We start from the raw sequence: 19,627 nt of genomic DNA, 5'->3' as shown, positions 1-19,627 counted from the left end.
CGCGGACGTTCCGGGTTTCCGGTGGAAATCTGGCGGTCCCGTCGCTACGTCGTCGCGACCTCACCGACAGGACTTGCCGCTTGCGCGTCGCCCTCGCCACCGATCACGCCGCCGTCGACCTCAAACGCGCCGTCGCGCAATGGCTGGCGCAGGCCGGGCATGAGATTGTCGACCTCGGCACGAGCGACGGAGCGAGCGTCGACTATCCCGATTACGGCTTCGCGCTCGCCGCCGCGCTCGCCGACGGCCGGGCCGAACGCGGGATCGCGCTGTGCGGATCGGGCATCGGCATCGCCATCGCCGCCAACCGCAATCCGGAGTGCCGCTGCGCGCAGGTGTCCGAGCCGCTCTCCGCCCGCCTCGCCCGCACCCACAACGACGCCAACGCCATCGCGCTCGGCGCGCGGCTGATCGGCGAGACGATGGCGCTCGCGTGCGTCGAGGCATTCCTCGCTGCCCAGTTCGAGGGCGGCCGCCATGCCGCCCGCGTCGCCAAACTGTCCACGCCCCCGGCTCCGACGCCGGAGGAGGCGCTTCGCTTCACCGAGGAACTGTCATGAGCACCCAGCCCATCTCGAACGACGTCCAGCCGGATGGTTTCTTCACGCGCTCGCTCGCCGACGCCGATCCGGCGGTGTTCGCCGGCGTCGCGCACGAGCTCGACCGCGAGCAGACCCAGATCGAACTGATCGCCTCGGAGAACATCGTGTCGCGCGCCGTGCTCGAGGCGCAGGGCAGCGTGTTCACGAACAAATACGCCGAAGGCTATCCCGGCAAGCGCTATTATCAGGGCTGCCATCCCTCCGACGAGGTCGAACAGCTCGCGATCGACCGCGCGAAGGCGCTGTTCGGCTGCGGCTTCGCCAACGTGCAGCCGCATTCGGGGGCACAGGCGAACGGCGCGGTCATGCTCGCGCTCGCCAAGCCGGGCGACACGATCCTGGGGCTCAGCCTCGACGCCGGCGGCCACCTCACCCACGGCGCGCGCGCGGCGCAGAGCGGCAAGTGGTTCAACGCGGTCCAGTACGGCGTCCGCTCCGACGATCACCGCATCGACTTCGACCAGGTCGAGGCGCTCGCGCGCGAGCACAAGCCGCGGCTCCTCATCGCCGGCGGCTCGGCCTATCCCCGCCACATCGACTTTGCCCGCTTCCGCGCCATCGCGGACGAGGTCGGCGCGCATTTCATGGTCGACATGGCGCATTTCGCCGGCCTCGTGGCGGGCGGCGTCCACCCCACCCCGTTCGGCCACGCCCACGTCGTCACCACGACGACGCACAAGACGCTGCGCGGCCCACGCGGCGGGATGATCCTGACCGACGACGAGGCCATTGCGAAGAAGATCAACTCTGCCGTGTTCCCGGGTCTTCAGGGCGGTCCGCTGATGCACGTCATCGCCGCCAAGGCGGTCGCGTTCGGCGAAGCGCTCCGTCCGGAGTTCAAGAGCTACGCCGCCGCGGTGGTCGAGAACGCCAAGGTGCTCGCCGCGACGCTCGCCGAACGCGGCGCCGCGCTCGTCTCGGGCGGCACCGACACGCACCTTGCACTGGTCGACCTCACCCCGCTCGGCGTCACCGGCAAGGACGCCGACGAGGCGCTCGAGCGCGCCGGAATCACCTGCAACAAGAACGGCATCCCCAACGATCCGCTGCCGCCGGTCAAGACCAGCGGCATCCGCGTCGGCTCCCCGGCGGGCACCACCCGCGGCTTCGGCGCGGGCGAGTTCCGCGAGATCGGCCATATGGTCGCCGACGTCCTCGACGGGCTTCGCGCCAAGGGCGAGGAGGGCGACGCCGCGGTCGAGGCGGCGGTCAGGGAACGGGTTCGCGCCTTGTGCGCTCGGTTCCCGATCTATCACTGAGGGAAGACGCATGTCCAAGATCGACGAAGTCCAGGATGAGATCCGCAACACCCCCGGCCTGGGCAAGAGCATGGCCAAATGGAGCGCCCTCGGCGCCGTCGTCGCGATCCCGGTCCCGATCGTGGGGCCGATCTTCGGCGCGCTGGCGGGCGCGACCTACGCCTATATGAAGCGCAACAAGGGCTAGGATGCGCTGTCCGTTCTGCGGCCATGACGCAAGCCAGGTGAAGGACAGCCGCCCCACCGACGACGGGGCGGCGATCCGGAGGCGGCGGCAGTGCGAGGGCTGCGCGGCGCGCTTCACCACCTTCGAACGGATCCAGTTGCGCGATCTGACCGTCGTGAAATCGGAAGGACGGCGCGAGCCGTTCGACCGCGACAAGCTCGTCCGGTCGATCGGCATCGCCGCGCGCAAGCGCGCGATCGAGCCGGTCGCGATCGAACGCCTCGTGTCGAGCATCCAGCGCCAGCTCGAGACCAGCGGCGACGGCGAAGCGTCTTCGAAACGCATCGGCGAGCTGGTGATGGAAGGCCTGAAGGCGCTCGACTCGGTCGCCTACATCCGCTTCGCCAGCGTCTACCGCGACTTCAGCGAGGCCCGCGACTTCGAGGAGTTCGCGGGGAGCGTGGAGGAGGCCGGGCGGGGGTAGCTTGGCGGACTGGGTAAGTGGTGCTGCCGCTTTCCACCACTGTTCATGCTGAGCGAAGTCGAAGCACCGTTGAAGGTTTGAAATGGCGTTCTACTGCTACATCCTCCGCTGCTCGGACGGCAAATACTACACGGGCCATACGGACAATCTCGAACATCGCTTCGCGCAGCACCAATCCGGTGCCATGCCCGGCTGGACGAGCACCCGGCGACCCGTCACGCTGATGTGGTCACAGGAGTTTCCGACGAGGATGGAGGCGCTCGAAGCCGAGAAGCGCATCCAGGGGTGGACCCGGCGCAAGAAGGAGGCGCTGATCCGCAGCGACTGGGCGGACCTGCACGACGCCGCCATCCCTCCGTCCGAACGGGCGCTTCGACTTCGCTCAGCGCGAACGGACGGTGGGGACCAAACCCCCATTGCCGCTCGTGCTGAGCGAAGTCGAAGCACCGTCGATGCCGCGGACGACCAGGCCCCTCGACTTCGCTCAGGGCGAACGGGGGAAGACGGTACCCCCACCCCCGCTCATGCTGAGCGAAGTCGAAGCACCCCCATCATCGTCCTCGTCCGCCCCCAGCTCGGCGAGAACATCGGCAAGGCGGCGCGCGCGATGCTGAACTTCGGCCTGACCGAGATGCGCCTCGTCGCCCCGCGCGACGGCTGGCCCAATCCCGCCGCCGGCCCCGCCGCCAGTGGCGCGGATGTGGTGCTGGCGAACGCCAAGGTCTACGACACCGTCGCCGACGCCGTCGCGGACTGCGCGCAAGTCTACGCCACCACCGTCCGCAAGCGCGGCGTCACCAAGCCTGTGGTCACGCCCGCGGCCGCCGCGCGCGCGATCCACGCCGACGCGGGCCGCTCGGCGGTCCTGTTCGGCCCCGAACGCTCCGGCCTCGAAACCGACGACGTCGCGCTCGCCCGCACCATCGTCACCGTTCCGATCAACCCCGAGTTCGGCAGCCTCAATCTCGCCCAGGCCGTGATTTTGGTCGCTTACGAGTGGTCCAAACATGTGTCGCTCTCCTCGCCCCCCGAGGTCGACCTGCCCCAGCCCGCGCCGCAGGAAGAGCTCGACGGGATGATCGCCCAGCTCGACGCGATGCTGGTGGGCGCGGGGTATTTCTTCCCGCCCGATCGCACGCCCGTGACCCGGCGGACGCTGCGTACGCTCCTCACCAAGCCCGGCTGGTCGACCGAGGAGGTGCGCACCGTCCGCGGCGTCCTTTCCGCGCTCGCGGGCAAGCGGCCGCGGATCAAGCCGGCGGACTGACGGTGGCGCGGCCGCGCGCACGGCCTATATCGATCGCATGACCTCAGCCGATCCCCGCCAGCTCCTCTACCGCGACGCGCTCGATCCCGACGCCGCGCTCCGCCTCACCGCCGGCGCGCTCGCGAAGGCCGACGATGGCGAGCTCTACCTCCAGTATCGCCGCGCCGAGGCCTTCGGCTTCGACGACGGGCGGATGAAGACCGCGAGCTACGACACCCACGCCGGCTTCGGGCTGCGCGCAGTCTCGGGCGAGATGACCGCCTTCGCCCACGCCAACGAGCTCAGCGAAGCCGCGATCAAGCGCGCCGCCGAGACGATGGCGCTGATCGATCCTTCGGCGAGCCCCAAGGCCGCGCCGCCGCAGCGCACCAACCGCCACCTCTATACCGACGGCGACCCGCTCGATCTGGTCGCCTTCGCCGACAAGGTGAACCTCTGCCAGACGATCGACGCCGCCGCCCGCGCGCGCGATCCGCGCGTCGCCCAGGTCTCGGTCGCGCTGTCGGGCTCGTGGAGCGTGGTCGAGATCGTCCGCCCCGACGGCTTCGTCGCCACCGACGTCCGCCCGCTCGTGCGCCTCAACGTGTCGATCGTCGCCGAGCAGAACGGCCGGCGCGAGACCGGCAGCTTCGGGATCGGCGGCCGCTATCTCTACGACTCGCTGTTCGACGAGGCGACCTGGACCCGCGCGATCGACGAGGCGCTGGCGCAGGCTTTGGTCAACCTCGAGTCGGTCGCCGCCCCCGCGGGCGAGTTCACCGTCCTCCTCGGCCCCGGCTGGCCCGGCGTCCTGCTCCACGAGGCGATCGGCCACGGGCTGGAGGGCGATTTCAACCGCAAGGGCACCAGCGCCTTCTCGGGCCGGATCGGCGAGCAGGTCGCCGCGCGCGGCATCACGATCGTCGACGACGGCTCGCTTCCCGACCGCCGCGGCTCGCTGTCGATCGACGACGAGGGCACGCCCACCGCCGAGACCATCCTGATCGAGGACGGCTTCCTCAAGGGCTATATGCAGGACCGCCTCAACGCCCGGCTGATGGGCGTCGCCCCCACCGGCAACGGCCGGCGCGAGAGCTTCGCCCACGCGCCGATGCCGCGGATGACCAACACCTTCATGAAGGCCGGCAAGGACGACCCCGCCGAACTGCTTTCGCGGGTGAAGGACGGCATCTTCGCCAAGAGCTTCGGCGGCGGCCAGGTCGACATCGTCTCGGGCAAGTTCGTCTTTAGCTGCACCGAGGCGTACCGCGTCAAGGACGGGAAGATCGGCGCCCCGATCAAGGGCGCTACGCTGATCGGCGACGGCCCGACGGTGCTCACCAAGGTGCTCGGCGTCGGCCACGACTTCGCCCTCGACGAGGGCGTCGGCATGTGCGGCAAGGGCGGGCAGAGCGTCCCGGCCGGCGTCGGTCAGCCGACCTTGTTGGTCGGGGGGCTGACGGTTGGGGGAACGGCAGCGTAGACGCCGGTCCACCGCAGCGATGCGGCGGGGTTCGTTCGTATGATCGGGCGCCGGCAGTCCTATTCGCCCGCCCTTCCCGCGACGCAGCAATTCGGCTAAGGGCGCGGCCGAAGAGCCGTGCCCGACGCATGGCCGTTTCCAGGATTTCGCATGAATCTGCGCAACATCGCCATCATCGCGCACGTCGATCACGGCAAGACCACCCTCGTCGACCAGCTGTTCCGCCAGTCCGGCACCTTCCGCGACAACCAGCGGGTCGAGGAGCGGGCGATGGATTCGAACGACCTCGAGAAGGAGCGCGGGATCACGATCCTGGCCAAGCCGACCTCGGTCGACTGGACGCCGCCGGGTGCTGCCGAGAGCGTGCGAATCAACATCGTCGACACGCCGGGCCACGCCGATTTCGGCGGCGAGGTCGAGCGCATCCTGTCGATGGTCGACGGCGTCGTCCTGCTGGTCGATTCGTCGGAAGGCGCGATGCCGCAGACCAAGTTCGTGACGGGCAAGGCGCTGGCGCTGGGGCTGCGCCCGATCGTCGTCGTCAACAAGGTCGACCGCGCCGACGCGCGCATCCAGGAAGTGCTGGACGAGGTGTTCGACCTGTTCGTCAGCCTGGAGGCGAACGACGACCAGCTCGACTTCCCGGTGCTCTACGCGAGCGGCCGCAACGGCTACGCCTCGACCGACATGGATGCGCGCGAGGGCACGCTGACGCCGATGTTCGAGACGATCGTCAACCACGTGCCGCCGCCGAGCGCCGACCCCGACGGCCCGTTCAAGTTCCTGGTCACCTTGCTCGACCGCGACAACTTCCTCGGTCGGATCCTGACGGGCCTCGTGTTCTCGGGCAGCGTCAAGACCAACATGCCGATCCATGCGCTCGACAACGACGGCAAGGTCGTCGAGACCGGGCGCGCGTCGAAGATCATGTCGTTCCGCGGGCTGGACCGGGTGCCGGTGGACGAGGCGAGCGCGGGCGACATCATCTCGCTCGCCGGGCTGACCGTCGCAACCGTCGCGAACACGATCTGCGACCCCTCCGTCACCGAGCCGCTCCACGCGCAGGCGATCGATCCGCCGACGCTGTCGATGCGCTTCGCGGTCAACGATTCGCCGATGGCGGGGCGCGAGGGCACCAAGGTGACGAGCCGCATGATCCGCGACCGGCTGTTCCGCGAGGCCGAATCGAACGTCGCGGTCAAGGTGACCGAGGCGGCCGACAAGGACAGCTTCGAGGTCGCGGGCCGCGGCGAGCTCCAGCTCGGCGTGCTCATCGAGACGATGCGCCGCGAGGGCTTCGAACTCGGCATCAGCCGCCCGCGCGTGCTGTTCGGCGAGGACGAGGACGGCAAGCGCACCGAACCGTACGAGACCGTCATCATCGACGTCGACGAGGAATATTCGGGCACCGTCGTCGAGAAGATGAACATTCGCAAGGCCGAGCTGACCGACATGCGCCCGTCGACCGGCGGCAAGACCCGGATCACCTTCTCCGCGCCCAGCCGCGGGATGATCGGCTATCACGGCGAGTTCCTTTCGGACACGCGCGGCACGGGCATCATGAACCGGCTGTTCGAGCGGTACGGGCCCTACAAGGGCAACATCGAGGGCCGCAAGAACGGCGTCCTGATCTCGAACGGCGCCGGCGAGGCGAACAGCTATGCGCTTGGCCCCCTCGAGGAGCGCGGCGTGCTGTTCGTGGCGCACGGCGAGACGCTGTACGAGGGCATGATCGTCGGCGAGAACGCCAAGACCGACGACCTCGAGGTCAATCCGATGAAGGCCAAGCAGCTGACCAACTTCCGCGCGAGCGGAGGCAAGGACGACGCCATCCGGCTAACTCCGCCCAAGCGGATGACGCTGGAACAGGCGATCGCCTATATTGACGACGACGAGATGGTCGAGGTGACGCCGAAGTCGATCCGCCTGCGGAAGCGGTTCCTAGACCCGCACGAGCGCAAGCGCGCCGGGCGGGCAAAGCAGGCGGCTTGAGCTTAGCCAAGCGTTAGACTAAGCTTCGGCGCATGGCGACCGTCAGCGTCCATGAGGCGAAGACCCATCTCTCCCGCCTGATCGAGCAGGTGCTCGCGGGCGAGGAGGTGACGGTGACGCGCAACAAGGAGCCGGTGATCCGGTTGGTGCCGGCGGTCGCGGCGATGCCGAAGGTTCGACTGCTCGGGGCGATGCAGGGTCGATTGGGCAATGTCGCCGAGGAAGTCTGGACGCCGTGGACCGACGAGGAGATCGGCTTAGCCGAGTGGGACGATAAGCCGCTTTGAGGCTTCTGCTGGATACCCATGCCCTGTTCTGGGCGCTCGGAAACGATCCGCGCCTCTCGCCCGATGCGACCACCTCGATCGGCGATCCCGCCTCCCGGCTGCTGGTCAGCGCCGTGTCAGCGTACGAGATCTGCTACAAGCATCGGCTGGGCAAGTTGCCCGAAGCCGCTGCCCTTGCGGTGAATTTCGAACGCGAAATCGCGTCGCTGGATTGCGAGTGGCTGTCGATCACGCCGGCGCACGCCATCGTCGCGGCAGGGCTCGATCCGCGCCACCGCGACCCGTTCGACCGGCTGCTGATCGCACAGGCGTTGGTCGAGCGCGTATCGATCGTCTCGAACGAGGCGATGTTCGACAGGTTGGGAGTGAAACGGATCTGGTGAAGTTGGGGCAGGCGGCGAGCTACCGCGTCGCGCCCCCGACGTGGGGCAGCGTGGCCTCCTCGATCCGCGGCGCCTTGGAGAACAGCGCCCGGTCCGCCGCACCGAAGGCGAAGCGCCAGAGGACGAAGAGGTAGACGCATAGGATCGCGGGCTCGCCGAACAGCAGCTCGGCCCACTCGAGGCGGTGCGGGAGGAGGGTGAACGCCCCACCCACTACGCCGGCCGCCGCCACGGCCCAGACGAGCGGCCAGCGCAGGGGCGAGACGGGCGCGGACAGCAGGCGTCCCAACGTGCGCGCCTTGACGACGGACGTGAGCGAGACACTGATCATCAGCGCGACCGCAACGCCGGCCGCCTGATAGGCGTCGGGCCAGCCGAGCGCGCGCATCGCGAAGATCAGCCCAAAGCTCAGCGCCACCTGTACGAGGAGCATCGCCGCCGAGATCGCCAGATTGCGGTGCCGCGCCATGTAGACCAGCGCCGATTCGCACACCGCTCCGGTCGAGGCGAAGACCTCGGCGAAGAGGAGGAAGGCGAGCGCGGCGGTGCCTGCGACGAACTGCGGGCCGACGGTGCCCATCACGCCCTCGCCCGGGATCGACCCCATCAGTGCCAGCCCGAGCTGCGCCGCGATGATCCAGAAGGCGACCTGGCGGACCTGGGTGGCGATCGCGGGCAGGTCGTTCGCGGCGAGGCTGCGGGTGATGACGGGGCCGAGGATCGGATCGAACGACGTCTTGAGCTTCTGCGGCAACGAGGCGACCTGCTGCGCCATGTAGTAGATGCCGACGTAGCGCGGCTCGAACATCACCCCGAGGATGAAGCGATCCACGTTGCGGGTCCCCCATTCGAGCGCGTCGGCGCCCGCGAGCGGCGCATTGGCGCGGGCGAGCGCGAGCAGCTCACGGAAGCGCGGCGACCAGCCGTGGGGCAGGCCGTAGCTTTTGAGGAACGGGACGAGGCTGGCGATCAGTGCCGCGGTCATCGAGGCGACGTAGGAGAGGACCAGCCCGTCCCTGAGCGTCACGAACGAGAAGGCCCAGGCGGCGGCGGAGATCGTCCATGGCTCGACTACCGCGCGCGCGGTGACCGCCGCCTTGACGTTCAGCCGGTAGGCGAGCGCGGCGAGGCTGACGTCCGACCATGCGACCGCGACGATGACGAGGGGCAGGTAGCGATCGAGGCCCTCGATTGCGCTCGACGGGTACATGAGCTCGGGGAAGACCCACAGGGCCGCGCTGGCGATCAGGGAGACGACGAACGCGACCGCCAGCCCGTCCCAGGCGACATGCGCGTGGGGCCGCTCGGTCTTCGCCAACGCCTGCGCGAGCCCGCGCTTGAGCCCGAGCGTGGCGAGCAGCGCGGCGAGCTCGACGACGACGACCGCGAGCGCGAAGCGGCCGACCCGGTCGGGGCCGTAGAGGCGACCGGCGATGAACAGGAACGGGATGCGCGCGAGGAGGCGCAGCGCGAAGCCGGCGATGTTGGTCCGGCCGCCCTTCGCGAGCGTGGCGATGTCGCGGGAGGGTTCGGTCACCAGCCGTCACCCCGGCCTTGTGCCGGGGTCAACTGCTTCACGAGCGATGCCGCCCGCGGCTCCGTAGATGCCGGAACACGTCCGGCGTGACGGGAAGGGATCAATGCGCCGCCCCCCACGACGGACCGACGCCGATCTCCACCGCGAGCGGCACGTCGAGCTTCACCGCCGGTTCCGCTGCGGTCGCCATCACGCCCTCGATCACCCCCCGCGCCGCTTCCGCCTCGGCTTCCGCCACCTCGAACACGAGTTCGTCGTGGACCTGGAGGAGCATCCGCGTGCCCGTCAGCCCCGCCGCGGCCAGCGCCGGGTCCATGCGGGCCATCGCGCGCTTGATGATGTCGGCGCTGGTGCCCTGGATCGGGGCGTTGATCGCGGCGCGCTCCGCGCCCTGGCGTTCGTGCTGGATCTTGGATTTGAGGCGCGGGAACCAGGTCTTGCGACCGAATAAAGTGGTGGTGTGGCCGCGCTCGCGCACCGTCGTCAGCGTCTCGGCGATGTAGCGGTTGATGCCGGGGAAGCGATCGAAATAGCGGTCGATCATCGCCTGCGCCTCGTCGGCGGTGATGTCGAGGCGGCCGGCCAGCCCCCAGCGGCTGATGCCGTAGAGGATCGCGAAGTTGATCGTCTTGGCGGAGGCGCGGGTATCGCGGGTGACCTCGCCGAACAGCTCCTCCGCCGTCATCGCGTGAATGTCGTGGCCTGCGGCGAATGCCTCCTTCAGCTGCGGCACGTCGGCCATGTGCGCGGCGAGGCGGAGTTCGATCTGCGAATAATCGGCGGCGAGGATGACATTGCCGGGCTCGGCGACGAAGGCGTCACGGATCTGGCGGCCGACTTCCTGGCGGATCGGGATGTTCTGGAGGTTCGGGTCCGACGACGAGAGGCGCCCGGTCTGCGCGCCGGTGAGCGAATAGCTGGTGTGGACTCGACCCGTCTCGGGATGAATCTGCTCCTGGAGCGTGTCGGTGTAGGTGTTCTTGAGCTTGGTGAGGCTGCGCCAGTCGAGCACCTTGACCACCATCTCGCGGCCGGGCGAATCCTTGTCGGCGGCGATCCGCTCGAGCTCGGTGACGTCGGTCGAATAGACGCCGGACTTGCCCTTGCGCCCGCCCTTGATCCCCATCTTGTCGAACAGCACGTCGCCCAATTGCTTGGGGCTGCCGATGGTGAAGGGGAAGCCCGCGATCGCGTGGATTTCCTGTTCCAGCGCGGCGATCTGGGTGTCGAAGCCGCGCGAGAGTTCGGCCAGCCGCTCGCGATCGACCTTGATGCCGCGCTGCTCTATCCGGCTGACGACGGCGGGGAGCGCGCGGTCGACCATCTCGTAGACGCGGGTCGAGCCTTCGACCGGGAGGCGCGCCTTGAAGCGCTTCCATAGCCGCAAGGTCACGTCGGCGTCCTCGGCGGCGTAGCGGGTCGCGGCCTTGAGATCGACCTCGTGGAAGCCGATTGCCTTCTTTCCCGTCCCCGTCACGTCCTTGTAGGCGATGCACGAATGGCTGAGGTGGGTGGCGGCGAGCTCGTCCATGCCGTGGCCGTGGCGGCCGGCGTCGAGGTCGAAGCTCATCACGATCGTGTCGTCGTAGGGGGCGACATCCACGCCAAGCCGCGCGAGGATCGTCAGGTCGTACTTCAGGTTATGACCGATCTTGAGGACCGACGGATCCTCCAGCAGCGGCTTGAGCCTCGCGAGCGCCGCGTCGCGGTCGAGCTGGAGCGGCGTTTCGGCGAACATGTCGCTGCCGCCGTGCGCGAGCGGCACGTAGCAGGCATGGTTCGGCGCGAGCGCCATCGACACGCCGACGAGCTCGGCGAGCATGGGGTCCTTGGCGGTGGTCTCGGTGTCGATCGCGACCCAGCCCTGGTGGCGAGCCTCATCGATCCAGCGGGCGAGATCGACTTCGGTGACGACCGTCTCATAGCCGTCGTGATCGCAGGGCGGGTCCTCATCGAACACGACCGCCGCCGACGGCTCGGGCTGAGGCGCGTCGGCGACCCCGCCGAGTTTCGTGAGCAGCGACTTGAAGCCGTGATGTTCGAGGAAAGCGCGCAAGGGCGCGTCGGGGATGCCCTTGATGTCCAACTCGTCGAGCGGCTGGGGCATGTCGCCGTCGCACTTGAGCGTGACGAGGACCTTTGAGAGCCGGGCGTTGTCGGCGTGCTCGATAAGATTGTCGCGCAGCTTGCCGGGCTTCATCGCCGGGGCGGCGGCGAGGACGGCTTCCAGGTCGCCGTGCTCGATCAGCAGCTTGGCCGCGGTCTTCGGCCCGACGCCGGGAACTCCGGGCACGTTGTCGACCGCGTCGCCCATCAGCGCCAGCACGTCGCCGAGCTTGTCGGGGCCGACGCCGAATTTCTCCTGGACGTACTCCGGCCCGAGTGTCCGGTTGTTCATCGTGTCGAGCATGTCGACCGACGGATCGGTCATCAGCTGCATCAGATCCTTGTCGGAACTGACGATCGTGACGCGCCACCCCTGCGCGAGTGCGGCTTGCGTATAGCAGGCGATGATGTCGTCCGCCTCCAGCCCCTCCTCCTCGATACATGGCAGCGAAAAGGCGCGGGTGGCGTCGCGGATCATCGGGAACTGGGGAACCAGGTCCTCGGGCGGCGGCGGGCGATGCGCCTTGTACTGATCGTACAGCTCGTTCCGGAAGGTGTGGCTCGACTTGTCGAGGATCACCGCCATGTGGGTGGGGCCATCGGCCTTGTGGAGCGCGTCGGCGAGCTTCCACAGCATGGTGGTGTAGCCATACACCGCCCCGACCGGCTCGCCATGCTTGTTGGTGAGCGGCGGCAGGCGGTGATAGGCGCGGAAGATGTAGCCGGAGCCGTCGACCAGGTAGAGGTGGGGCATGGCGGGGATGTAGCGGGTGACGCGGGCGGCGTCATCCGTGACTCGCGGACCAACCCTCCCATCGTTCGTCCTGAGTAGAGACTGAGCGGAGCGAAGGCTCGTATCGAAGGGCAGCCCGCCACACGGTCCTTCGATAGGCCACTTCGCTGCGCTCAGCGGCTACTCAGGACGAACGGCCGAGGGCTCTAGCCCCCCGCTTCGCTGTCCTCGCTCGCGCCCCCCATCGTCGGCGCGCCGCGGTAGCCGGTCAGCGCGGAGGCGGCGGCCTGGATCAGCTGCTGGCGCTCGCGCATCGGTGCGGCGGTGTCGCCGATCATCACCGCGATCGCGTAGCGACGGCCGTCGGGGGCCGTCATCAGCCCGACATCGTTGAAGCCGGCGTTCTTGCGCCCGAGCTCCTGCCCGGTGCCGGTCTTGTGCGCGAGGCTCCAGCCCGGCGGGAGCGCCGCCTTCAGGCGCGCGCGGCCGGTGACGGTCGAGGACATGGTCGAGAGCAGCAGGCGCGTCGACGTCTCGCTCAGCAGCTCGCCGCGGGCGAGGCGGGCGAGCGCGTCGGCGATCGCGAGCGGGGCAGCGCCGTCGATCGGATCGTTGACGTAAGCCGCAAAGGCGGCGGCGCGGACCTCCGGCGAAAGGCGCGAGCGCGCGATCTCGAAGCTGTTGCCCACCGCATAGCTCTGCTGCCAGGTCAGCCCCGCGGTGGCCGACTGGAGCAGCCGCTCGCCGGGGCCGAAACGGATGTCGCCGAGCCGCTTCTCCTCGATCATCGCGCGTACCGCGGGAGGGCCGCCGACCAGGGTCAGCAGGCGGTCGTTGGCGGTGTTGTCGCTCTGCGTCAGCGCGCGGAACATGAGGGTCCCGACCGTCGTGGTGTACGCGCCCGACTTCACGACGAGGCCGGCGATCGGCTGGTGGAACAGCGTCAGGTCGGCCGGGGTGATGGTGACGGGGTCGTCGAGGCGAAGGCGGCCGCGGTCGCGCTGGTCGAGCACGGTGATTGCGACCCAGAGCTTGGAGACGCTCTGCTGCGGCATCCGCTGGCGCGCGCCGGCCTCGACCGTCCAGCCCTCGTCGACCGCGCGGATCGCCACGCCGGCCTTGCCGGGGAAGGAGGCGACGAGCGCGGCGACCCGCTGCCGAAGGCCCACCGGCGAGCGATCGGGCGCGCGCGGGCGCGGGGCGGGGACGGGGATCGCGACGACATAGGCGGGGGCGCTGGCGGCCGGCGCACGCGCGGTCTGGCCGGGGCGGCTGCCCGATCCGCAGGCGACGAGCGCCCCAGCGGCCGCCAGCCCCATCAGCCAACCGATTGCGCGCGTCATGCCTTGCGTGTGTCCCGCCCCGAGTTGCGGCGACGTTACGTGGGAAATCGTCATGCGAAACAGCTTCTTGCCGCTCGTGCGGTGAACCGCGCCTGAAGCGGGGCGGGGCGAATCGGGGCGTGCGCGACTATGGAACCAGCACCGTGTCGACCGCCTCCGGCAGCATCTCGGGCCAGTCGAGATTGAAGTGAAGCCCCCGGCTCTCGTGCCGCGCCAGCGCCGAACGGACGATGAGCTCGGCGGTCTGGAGGAGGTTGCGGAGTTCGATCAGGTCCGAGGTGACCCGGAAGTGGCCGTAATAATCCTCGACCTCCTTCGTCAGCAGCGCGATGCGGTGCTGTGCGCGCTCGAGCCGCTTGGTGGTGCGGACGATCCCGACGTAGTTCCACATGAAGCGGCGGATCTCGGTCCAGGTCTGCTGGATCACGACCTCCTCGTCCGAATCGGTGACGCGGCTCTCGTCCCAGGCGCGGATCGGGGGCACGGGCGGGAAGGCGTCCCAGTGCGCGGCGATGTGCTGCGCCGCGGCTTCGCCGAAGACGAAGCATTCGAGCAGCGAGTTCGAGGCGAGACGGTTGGCGCCGTGGAGCCCGCTCTCGGTGCATTCGCCCGCGGCGTAGAGGCCGGGCAGGTCGGTCTTCCCGTCCCGGTCGATGACGATGCCGCCGCAGGTGTAATGCTGGGCGGGGACGACCGGGATCGGCTGGCGCGTCATGTCGATGCCGAGGCCGATCAATTTGTCGTAGATGTTCGGGAAATGGCCGCGGACGAAGTCGGCGGGCATGTGGCTGATGTCGAGGTGGACGAAATCGAGGCCGTAGCGCTTGATCTCGGCGTCGATCGCGCGGGCTACTACATCGCGCGGCGCGAGCTCCATCCGCTCGGCGTCGTAATAGGTCATGAAGCGCTTGCCGGTGGTCGGATTGATCAGCCGTCCGCCTTCGCCCCGCACCGCCTCGGTGATGAGGAAGTTCTTGACCTGGAGGTTGTAGAGGCAGGTCGGGTGGAACTGCATCATCTCCATGTTCGAGATGCGGCAGCCCGCACGCCACGCCATCGCGATCCCGTCGCCGGTCGCGCCGCGGGGGGCGGTGGAAAAGAGGTAGGTCCGGCCCGCGCCGCCGGTTGCGAGCACCGTCGCGCGCGCGGTGTGGAGGTTGACGCGGCCCGACGCGCGATCGACCGCATAGACGCCCCAGACGTTGCCCGCGCCCGAATAGCGTTCCTCGTGGCGGCTGGTCGCAAGGTCGATCGCGACCTGGTTCGGGACGAGGGTGATGTTGGGGTGCGCCTCGGCCGCGCGCTGAAGCGCCTCCTGCACCGCCCAGCCGGTCGCGTCGGCGACGTGGACGATCCGTCGGTGGCTGTGCCCGCCCTCGCGCGTGAGGTGGAGCGCGTTCCCCTCCTGCGCGAACGGCACGCCGAGCCGCTGGAGCCGCTCGATCGCGGCCGGGGCGCCGCCGACCACGAACTCGACGACCGCCCGGTCGTTGAGCCCCGCGCCCGCGACCATCGTGTCCTCGACATGGCTTTCGAACGTGTCGCCCGGTTCGAGCACGGCGGCGATGCCGCCTTGCGCCCAAGCCGTCGACCCCTCGTTGAGCGCGCCCTTCGCCAGCACGGTGACGCGGAAGCGATCGGCGAGGTTGAGCGCGGCGGTGAGCCCCGCGGCGCCGGAGCCGACGATCAGGACGTCGGCGGCGATGATGGGCGGGGGAGGAGCGCTGGCCATGTGCGCGTCTGTGACACGGAAATGACGATGCGCAACTCCCGCGGCGACTGCGACGAGCCGCGGAACGCGACTCCCGTCCCGCGCATTCCGGCGATCCAGTGAGTGACAAAGCCAAGACCGATCGCGCCCGCGAACGCGCCGCGCGGCTCCGCGACGAAGCCGCGAACTGCCTCACCTTCGCGGTGCGCGAGGACGACGAGGCGCATGCCGCCGAGCTGATCGACGAGGCGCTCCGGCTCGCGCGCCGGTCGCGCGAGCTGGCGGGCGCCTAGCTGGATCAGGCGGTGCGGATCGCTGTCGTCGCGCCGGCGAGCACCGCCGCATCCTCTACGAAGCCCGTTGCGGTCTGGCCCCAACGCGCCATTGCGGTGCACCGCGCTCGCCACCCAACGTAGGATGCAGCGAGCGCGGTCGCGCCGCCGACCGCCGCGCCGAGCCATCGCCCGTCGCGCGGCGCCAGCGCCATCCCCGCGATCGCAGAGGTCACAAGGCGGGCGGCGAGGCCGATCGGGACGATCCGGTCGGGCGCGGACGGCTGCTTGTCGCCCGCCATCTCAGCGACGGCCAGTAAGGTCGCGCCGGCGGCGACGAGCGGGTGCGAGAGCAATGCAGGCGCGCCGCTGTTCTCGGGCAACTCGCCCCGCGCGCCGGCGACCGCGACTGCGGCGAGCGGGGTCATCGCGCGCTGACCGCCGACGAGGCCGATGAGGAAGGACGCGAGCATTGGAAATCTCCGGCGCTGACGGTTTCACCGACAGCGCGCGAAGCCGGAGGACGTTCCTAGCGCCCGTCCGCCGCCCGCGTCAGGCTGAGGAACACGTCTTCCAGATCGGGCTCGCGAGTCGAGACGTCGACGATCCCGAAGCCGGCGCCCTGGACCGCGCCGAGCACTTCGCCCGCGTTGACCCGATCCTTGGCGTAGGTGATCTCCAGCGTGCGCGCGCCCTTGAGCACGATCTTCTGGAAGCAGGCGTTTTCCGGCACCTGCGCGACATCCCGATCGACGGTGACCGCGACGAGCTTTTCCTGCGCCTTGCCGACGAGGTCGCGGGTCGGTTCGTCGGCGATGACGCGACCGTGATTGATGATCGCGATCCGGTCGCAGAGCGCCTCGGCCTCTTCGAGATAATGGGTGGTCAGCACCACCGTCACGCCGCGATCGTTGAGCGAGCGGACGTAGGTCCACAGCTGCTGCCGGAGTTCGATGTCGACCCCCGCGGTCGGCTCGTCGAGGACGAGGACGGGGGGCGAATGGACCATCGCCTTGGCGACCATCAGCCGCCGCTTCATGCCGCCCGAGAGCGTCCGCGCGTAGGCATCGGCCTTGTCCTCGAGATGCACGGCGCGGAGCAGGTCCATGCTCTGGCGCGCGTTCTTGGCGACGCCGTAGAGCCCGGCCTGGATCTCGAGCGTCTCGAACGGGGTGAAGAAGGGATCGAACAGGATCTCCTGGTTGACGATCCCGATCGAGGCCTTGGCGTTGCGCGGGTGCCGGTCGATGTCGAAGCCCCAGATCGACGCGCTCCCGCCGGTCTTATTGACGAGTCCTGCAAGGATGTTGATGAGCGTCGACTTGCCGGCGCCATTGGGGCCGAGCAGCCCGAAGATGCTGCCCTGCGGCACCTCCAGCGACACGCCGTCGAGCGCGCGCTTGCCGCCCGCGTAGGTCTTGCAGAGGTCGCGGATGGCGATGGCGGCTTCGGTCATGCAGGCGCGTTACCGGCCGGAGGGGACGATTGCTAGCGCGTGGCGCGCTTGCTAACGCGCCGGGCCATGCAGCCGCCTCCTCAGATCGCCCGCACCAGCCAGGCCCGCGTCGCCTGCGACGGCGCGCACGACGGCCTTCCCGCCGCGCTCGGCCACCCGCGCGTCTATCTCCAGATCGACGAGACCGGCTATGTCGACTGCGGCTATTGCGACCGGCGGTTCGTCCTGATCGGCGGGCCGGCCGACGGCGCGGACCAGAGCGCCCTGCCCGACCACGGCGACGGCGCGGGGCGCTAGGCGCGACGCCAGTCGCCGGGCGCGAGCCCATCCAAGCTCCAGTCGCCGATGCGCCAGCGCACCAGCCGCAGCGTCGGGTGGCCGACCGCCGCCGTCATCCGGCGGACCTGGCGGTTGCGGCCTTCGGTGATCGTCAGCCGCAGCCAGCCGTCGGGCACGGTCTTGCGGACGCGGACCGGCGGTTCGCGCGGCCAGAGCGCAGGCGGGTCGATTCGCTCGGCCGCCGCGGGGCGCGTCGGCCCGTCCTTCAGGCGGACGCCGCGACGCAGCGCCTCGAGCGTAGAATCGGCGATCTCGCCCTCGACCTGGACGAGATAGGTCTTCTCCAGCTTGAAGCGGGGATCGGCGATCCGCGCCTGGAGCCGACCGTCGTCGGTCAGCAGCAGCAGCCCCTCGCTGTCGAGATCGAGGCGGCCGGCAGGATAGACGCCGGGGACGTCGAGGTGGTCGGACAGCGTCGGGCGGCGCTGGTCGTCGGTGAACTGGCAGAGGACGCCGTAAGGCTTGTTGAAGAGGATCAGCGTCATCGCCGGGATCAGCGGGCGGCCACGCTGAGCGCCAGCGCCTCGGCGACCTTGATCCCGTCGACCGCGGCCGAAAGGATGCCGCCGGCATAGCCCGCGCCCTCGCCCGCCGGGTAGAGCCCGGCGGTGTTGACGCTCTGCAAGTCGGCGCCGCGGGTGAAGCGCACCGGCGAGGAGGTCCGCGTCTCGACTCCGGTCATCAGCGCGTCGGGATGGTCGTAGCCGGGGATCTGGCGGCCGAACACCGGCAGCGCCTCGCGCATCGCGGCGACCGCGAAGTCGGGCAGGCAGTCGGCGAGGTCGGCGGGGCGGACGCCGGGGCGGTAGGAGGGCTGGACCGAGCCGATCGCGGTCGAGGACCGCGCGGCGAGGAAGTCCTCCAGCCGCTGCGCGGGGGCCTGATAGTCCGATCCGCCGGCGACGAACGCCTGCGACTCCCAATGGCGCTGGAGCGCGAGGCCGGCGAGCGGGTGGCCCGGATAGTCGCGCGCCGGATCGATCGCGACGACGAGGCCGGAGTTGGCGTTGCGCTCGTTGCGCGAATATTGGCTCATGCCGTTGGTCGCGACGCGGCCTTCCTCCGAAGTCGCAGCGACGACGGTGCCGCCGGGGCACATGCAGAAGCTGTAGACCGCGCGGCCGTTCGAACATTGGTGCGACAGATGGTATTCGGCCGCGCCGAGGACCGGGTGGCCCGCGCTCGGCCCGAAGCGCGCGCGGTCGATCCACGACTGCGGATGCTCGATGCGGACGCCGATCGCGAAGGGCTTCGCCTCGACATGGACCCCGGCGTCGTGGAGCATGGCGAAGGTGTCGCGCGCGCTGTGGCCGATCGCGAGGACGACGCGGTCGGCGGCCAGATACCCGCCGGTGTGGAGGTGGAGGCCGCGGATCCGGCGCGTCCCGTGCGGGTCGGTGGCGACGTCGAGTCCGTCGACGCGGGTGCCGAAGCGATATTCGCCGCCGAGCGCCTCGATCGAGGCGCGCAGGCTCTCGACCATCGTCACTAGGCGGAAGGTGCCGATGTGGGGGTGCGCCTCGGTCAGGATCTCGGGCGGGGCGCCCGCCGCGACGAACTCGGTCAGCACCTTGCGGTCGAGATGACGCGTGCCCTTGATCCGGCTGTAGAGCTTGCCGTCGGAGAAGGTGCCCGCGCCGCCCTCGCCGTACTGGACGTTCGATTCGGGATCGAGGACGCCGCGGCGCCACAGTCCCCAGGTGTCCTTGGTCCGCTCGCGCACGACCTTGCCGCGTTCGAGGATGATCGGGCGGAAGCCCATCTGGGCAAGGATCAACGCCGCGAACAGCCCGCACGGGCCGGTGCCGATCACGACCGGGCGCAGGCCGCCGACAGGGGCGGTCGCGACCGGGCGATAGCGGGTGTCGGGCGTGGGGCGCACGTTGGGGTCGTCCGCGAAGCGCGCGAGCACCGCCGCCTCGTCGCGGAGCGCGAGGTCGACGGTGTAGATCAGCTGGATCGCGGTCTTCTTGCGCGCGTCGTTCCCGCGGCGCGCGACTTCGTAGGCCAGCAGCGCCTCGCGATCGACGCCGAGGCGGCGGCAGATCGCGGCGGGCAGCGCCTCGTCGTCGTGGTCGAGCGGCAAGGCGAGATTGGTCAGACGCAGCATGGGGGCGATGTAGCGATCGGGGAACGGCTGCGCCAATCGGGGAACAGAGCCACGGTCCGGAGATCACGCCGCGGCCAAGCCGCGTCGGCTCTGCGTCCGATGGCGCGGGACGCTCTGT

The 19,627-nt window shown here is 69.6% G+C and carries 19 protein-coding genes; 11 read left to right on the top strand and 8 right to left on the bottom strand.

Annotated elements, in window-relative coordinates; translation table 11 throughout:
* The first annotated feature begins 80 nt into the window (after positions 1-80).
* From rpiB to AC4GYY_RS09795, 9 genes are all read left to right on the top strand, one after another.
* Positions 81-560, top strand: coding sequence for a ribose 5-phosphate isomerase B (gene rpiB / locus AC4GYY_RS09835; protein WP_491120162.1), 480 nt, complete (start codon positions 81-83; stop codon positions 558-560).
* Positions 557-1,861: a serine hydroxymethyltransferase gene (gene glyA / locus AC4GYY_RS09830; protein WP_491120161.1), complete on the top strand. Its 1,305-nt coding sequence runs from the start codon at positions 557-559 to the stop codon at positions 1,859-1,861. The genes rpiB and glyA overlap by 4 nt, the downstream gene beginning before the upstream one ends.
* 10 nt (positions 1,862-1,871) lie before the next feature.
* A complete protein-coding gene (locus AC4GYY_RS09825) occupies positions 1,872-2,048 on the top strand; it encodes a hypothetical protein (protein ID WP_491120159.1) in 177 nt (58 codons plus the stop codon).
* A 1-nt stretch (position 2,049) separates the two neighbouring features.
* Positions 2,050-2,511, top strand: a complete 462-nt coding sequence (gene nrdR / locus AC4GYY_RS09820) for a transcriptional regulator NrdR (protein WP_491120157.1) — start codon at positions 2,050-2,052, stop codon at positions 2,509-2,511.
* Between the two features lie 82 nt (positions 2,512-2,593).
* On the top strand, positions 2,594-3,778 hold the full coding sequence (locus tag AC4GYY_RS09815) for a TrmH family RNA methyltransferase (protein ID WP_491120155.1): 1,185 nt from the start codon (positions 2,594-2,596) through the stop codon (positions 3,776-3,778).
* A 37-nt stretch (positions 3,779-3,815) separates the two neighbouring features.
* A complete protein-coding gene (gene tldD / locus AC4GYY_RS09810) occupies positions 3,816-5,240 on the top strand; it encodes a metalloprotease TldD (protein WP_491120153.1) in 1,425 nt (474 codons plus the stop codon).
* Positions 5,241-5,390: 150 nt separating this feature from the next.
* Entirely contained in the window at positions 5,391-7,232 is a 1,842-nt protein-coding gene (typA, locus tag AC4GYY_RS09805; RefSeq protein ID WP_491120151.1) for a translational GTPase TypA, read from the top strand.
* Between the two features lie 32 nt (positions 7,233-7,264).
* A complete protein-coding gene (locus AC4GYY_RS09800; protein WP_491120149.1) occupies positions 7,265-7,519 on the top strand; it encodes a type II toxin-antitoxin system Phd/YefM family antitoxin in 255 nt (84 codons plus the stop codon).
* Complete coding sequence (locus AC4GYY_RS09795) at positions 7,516-7,902, top strand: type II toxin-antitoxin system VapC family toxin (RefSeq protein WP_491120148.1); 387 nt, start codon at positions 7,516-7,518, stop codon at positions 7,900-7,902. Before AC4GYY_RS09800 ends, AC4GYY_RS09795 begins: the two co-directional genes overlap by 4 nt.
* Before the next feature lie 19 nt (positions 7,903-7,921).
* Here AC4GYY_RS09795 and AC4GYY_RS09790 read toward each other — a convergent pair whose 3' ends face one another.
* The 4 genes from AC4GYY_RS09790 to nadB form a co-directional block, all read right to left on the bottom strand.
* Positions 7,922-9,439 (bottom strand): lipopolysaccharide biosynthesis protein, encoded by a 1,518-nt coding sequence (locus AC4GYY_RS09790; RefSeq protein WP_491120146.1) that lies wholly within the window; start codon positions 9,437-9,439, stop codon positions 7,922-7,924.
* A 100-nt stretch (positions 9,440-9,539) separates the two neighbouring features.
* Entirely contained in the window at positions 9,540-12,299 is a 2,760-nt protein-coding gene (gene polA, locus AC4GYY_RS09785; RefSeq protein ID WP_491120144.1) for a DNA polymerase I, read from the bottom strand.
* A 185-nt stretch (positions 12,300-12,484) separates the two neighbouring features.
* Positions 12,485-13,621 carry a serine hydrolase gene (locus AC4GYY_RS09780; protein ID WP_491120142.1) on the bottom strand — a complete coding sequence of 379 codons (1,137 nt, stop codon included), beginning with the start codon at positions 13,619-13,621 and terminating at the stop codon, positions 12,485-12,487.
* Between the two features lie 127 nt (positions 13,622-13,748).
* Positions 13,749-15,353: an L-aspartate oxidase gene (nadB, locus tag AC4GYY_RS09775; RefSeq protein WP_491120140.1), complete on the bottom strand. Its 1,605-nt coding sequence runs from the start codon at positions 15,351-15,353 to the stop codon at positions 13,749-13,751.
* Between the two features lie 98 nt (positions 15,354-15,451).
* Here nadB and AC4GYY_RS09770 point away from each other — a divergent pair, with 98 nt between their 5' ends.
* Positions 15,452-15,625 (top strand): hypothetical protein, encoded by a 174-nt coding sequence (locus AC4GYY_RS09770; protein WP_491120138.1) that lies wholly within the window; start codon positions 15,452-15,454, stop codon positions 15,623-15,625.
* Positions 15,626-15,630: 5 nt separating this feature from the next.
* Here the strand turns inward: AC4GYY_RS09770 and AC4GYY_RS09765 are convergent, their stop codons facing one another.
* The gene (locus tag AC4GYY_RS09765) at positions 15,631-16,077 is read right to left on the bottom strand and encodes a DUF4126 family protein (protein ID WP_491120136.1); all 447 of its coding nucleotides are present in this window, start codon (positions 16,075-16,077) and stop codon (positions 15,631-15,633) included.
* 56 nt (positions 16,078-16,133) lie between these two features.
* Positions 16,134-17,060 carry an ABC transporter ATP-binding protein gene (locus AC4GYY_RS09760; protein WP_491120134.1) on the bottom strand — a complete coding sequence of 309 codons (927 nt, stop codon included), beginning with the start codon at positions 17,058-17,060 and terminating at the stop codon, positions 16,134-16,136.
* A gap of 66 nt (positions 17,061-17,126) precedes the next feature.
* Between AC4GYY_RS09760 and AC4GYY_RS09755 the strand changes: the two genes are divergently transcribed.
* Entirely contained in the window at positions 17,127-17,357 is a 231-nt protein-coding gene (locus AC4GYY_RS09755; RefSeq protein ID WP_491120132.1) for a zinc-finger domain-containing protein, read from the top strand.
* Here the strand turns inward: AC4GYY_RS09755 and AC4GYY_RS09750 are convergent.
* Positions 17,354-17,884 (bottom strand): pseudouridine synthase, encoded by a 531-nt coding sequence (locus tag AC4GYY_RS09750; protein WP_491120130.1) that lies wholly within the window; start codon positions 17,882-17,884, stop codon positions 17,354-17,356. The genes AC4GYY_RS09755 and AC4GYY_RS09750 overlap by 4 nt on opposite strands.
* Before the next feature lie 8 nt (positions 17,885-17,892).
* The gene (locus AC4GYY_RS09745; protein WP_491120128.1) at positions 17,893-19,509 is read right to left on the bottom strand and encodes an NAD(P)/FAD-dependent oxidoreductase; all 1,617 of its coding nucleotides are present in this window, start codon (positions 19,507-19,509) and stop codon (positions 17,893-17,895) included.
* Positions 19,510-19,627 lie beyond the last annotated feature (118 nt).

It is taken from the genome of Sphingomonas sp. SP6 (assembly GCF_058313435.1).
This window is presented reverse-complemented; position numbering and strand designations above follow the sequence as displayed.

Coding starts and splice junctions, on each gene's coding strand:
- nadB (WP_491120140.1), bottom strand. CDS start 15,353: ATGGCCAGCGCTCCTCCCCCGCCCATCATCGCCGCCGACGTCCTGATC.
- AC4GYY_RS09760 (WP_491120134.1), bottom strand. CDS start 17,060: ATGACCGAAGCCGCCATCGCCATCCGCGACCTCTGCAAGACCTACGCG.
- AC4GYY_RS09815 (WP_491120155.1), top strand. CDS start 2,594: ATGGCGTTCTACTGCTACATCCTCCGCTGCTCGGACGGCAAATACTAC.
- polA (WP_491120144.1), bottom strand. CDS start 12,299: ATGCCCCACCTCTACCTGGTCGACGGCTCCGGCTACATCTTCCGCGCC.
- AC4GYY_RS09755 (WP_491120132.1), top strand. CDS start 17,127: ATGCAGCCGCCTCCTCAGATCGCCCGCACCAGCCAGGCCCGCGTCGCC.
- AC4GYY_RS09800 (WP_491120149.1), top strand. CDS start 7,265: ATGGCGACCGTCAGCGTCCATGAGGCGAAGACCCATCTCTCCCGCCTG.
- typA (WP_491120151.1), top strand. CDS start 5,391: ATGAATCTGCGCAACATCGCCATCATCGCGCACGTCGATCACGGCAAG.
- glyA (WP_491120161.1), top strand. CDS start 557: ATGAGCACCCAGCCCATCTCGAACGACGTCCAGCCGGATGGTTTCTTC.
- tldD (WP_491120153.1), top strand. CDS start 3,816: ATGACCTCAGCCGATCCCCGCCAGCTCCTCTACCGCGACGCGCTCGAT.
- AC4GYY_RS09825 (WP_491120159.1), top strand. CDS start 1,872: ATGTCCAAGATCGACGAAGTCCAGGATGAGATCCGCAACACCCCCGGC.
- AC4GYY_RS09745 (WP_491120128.1), bottom strand. CDS start 19,509: ATGCTGCGTCTGACCAATCTCGCCTTGCCGCTCGACCACGACGACGAG.
- nrdR (WP_491120157.1), top strand. CDS start 2,050: ATGCGCTGTCCGTTCTGCGGCCATGACGCAAGCCAGGTGAAGGACAGC.
- AC4GYY_RS09765 (WP_491120136.1), bottom strand. CDS start 16,077: ATGCTCGCGTCCTTCCTCATCGGCCTCGTCGGCGGTCAGCGCGCGATG.
- AC4GYY_RS09750 (WP_491120130.1), bottom strand. CDS start 17,884: ATGACGCTGATCCTCTTCAACAAGCCTTACGGCGTCCTCTGCCAGTTC.
- AC4GYY_RS09780 (WP_491120142.1), bottom strand. CDS start 13,621: ATGACGCGCGCAATCGGTTGGCTGATGGGGCTGGCGGCCGCTGGGGCG.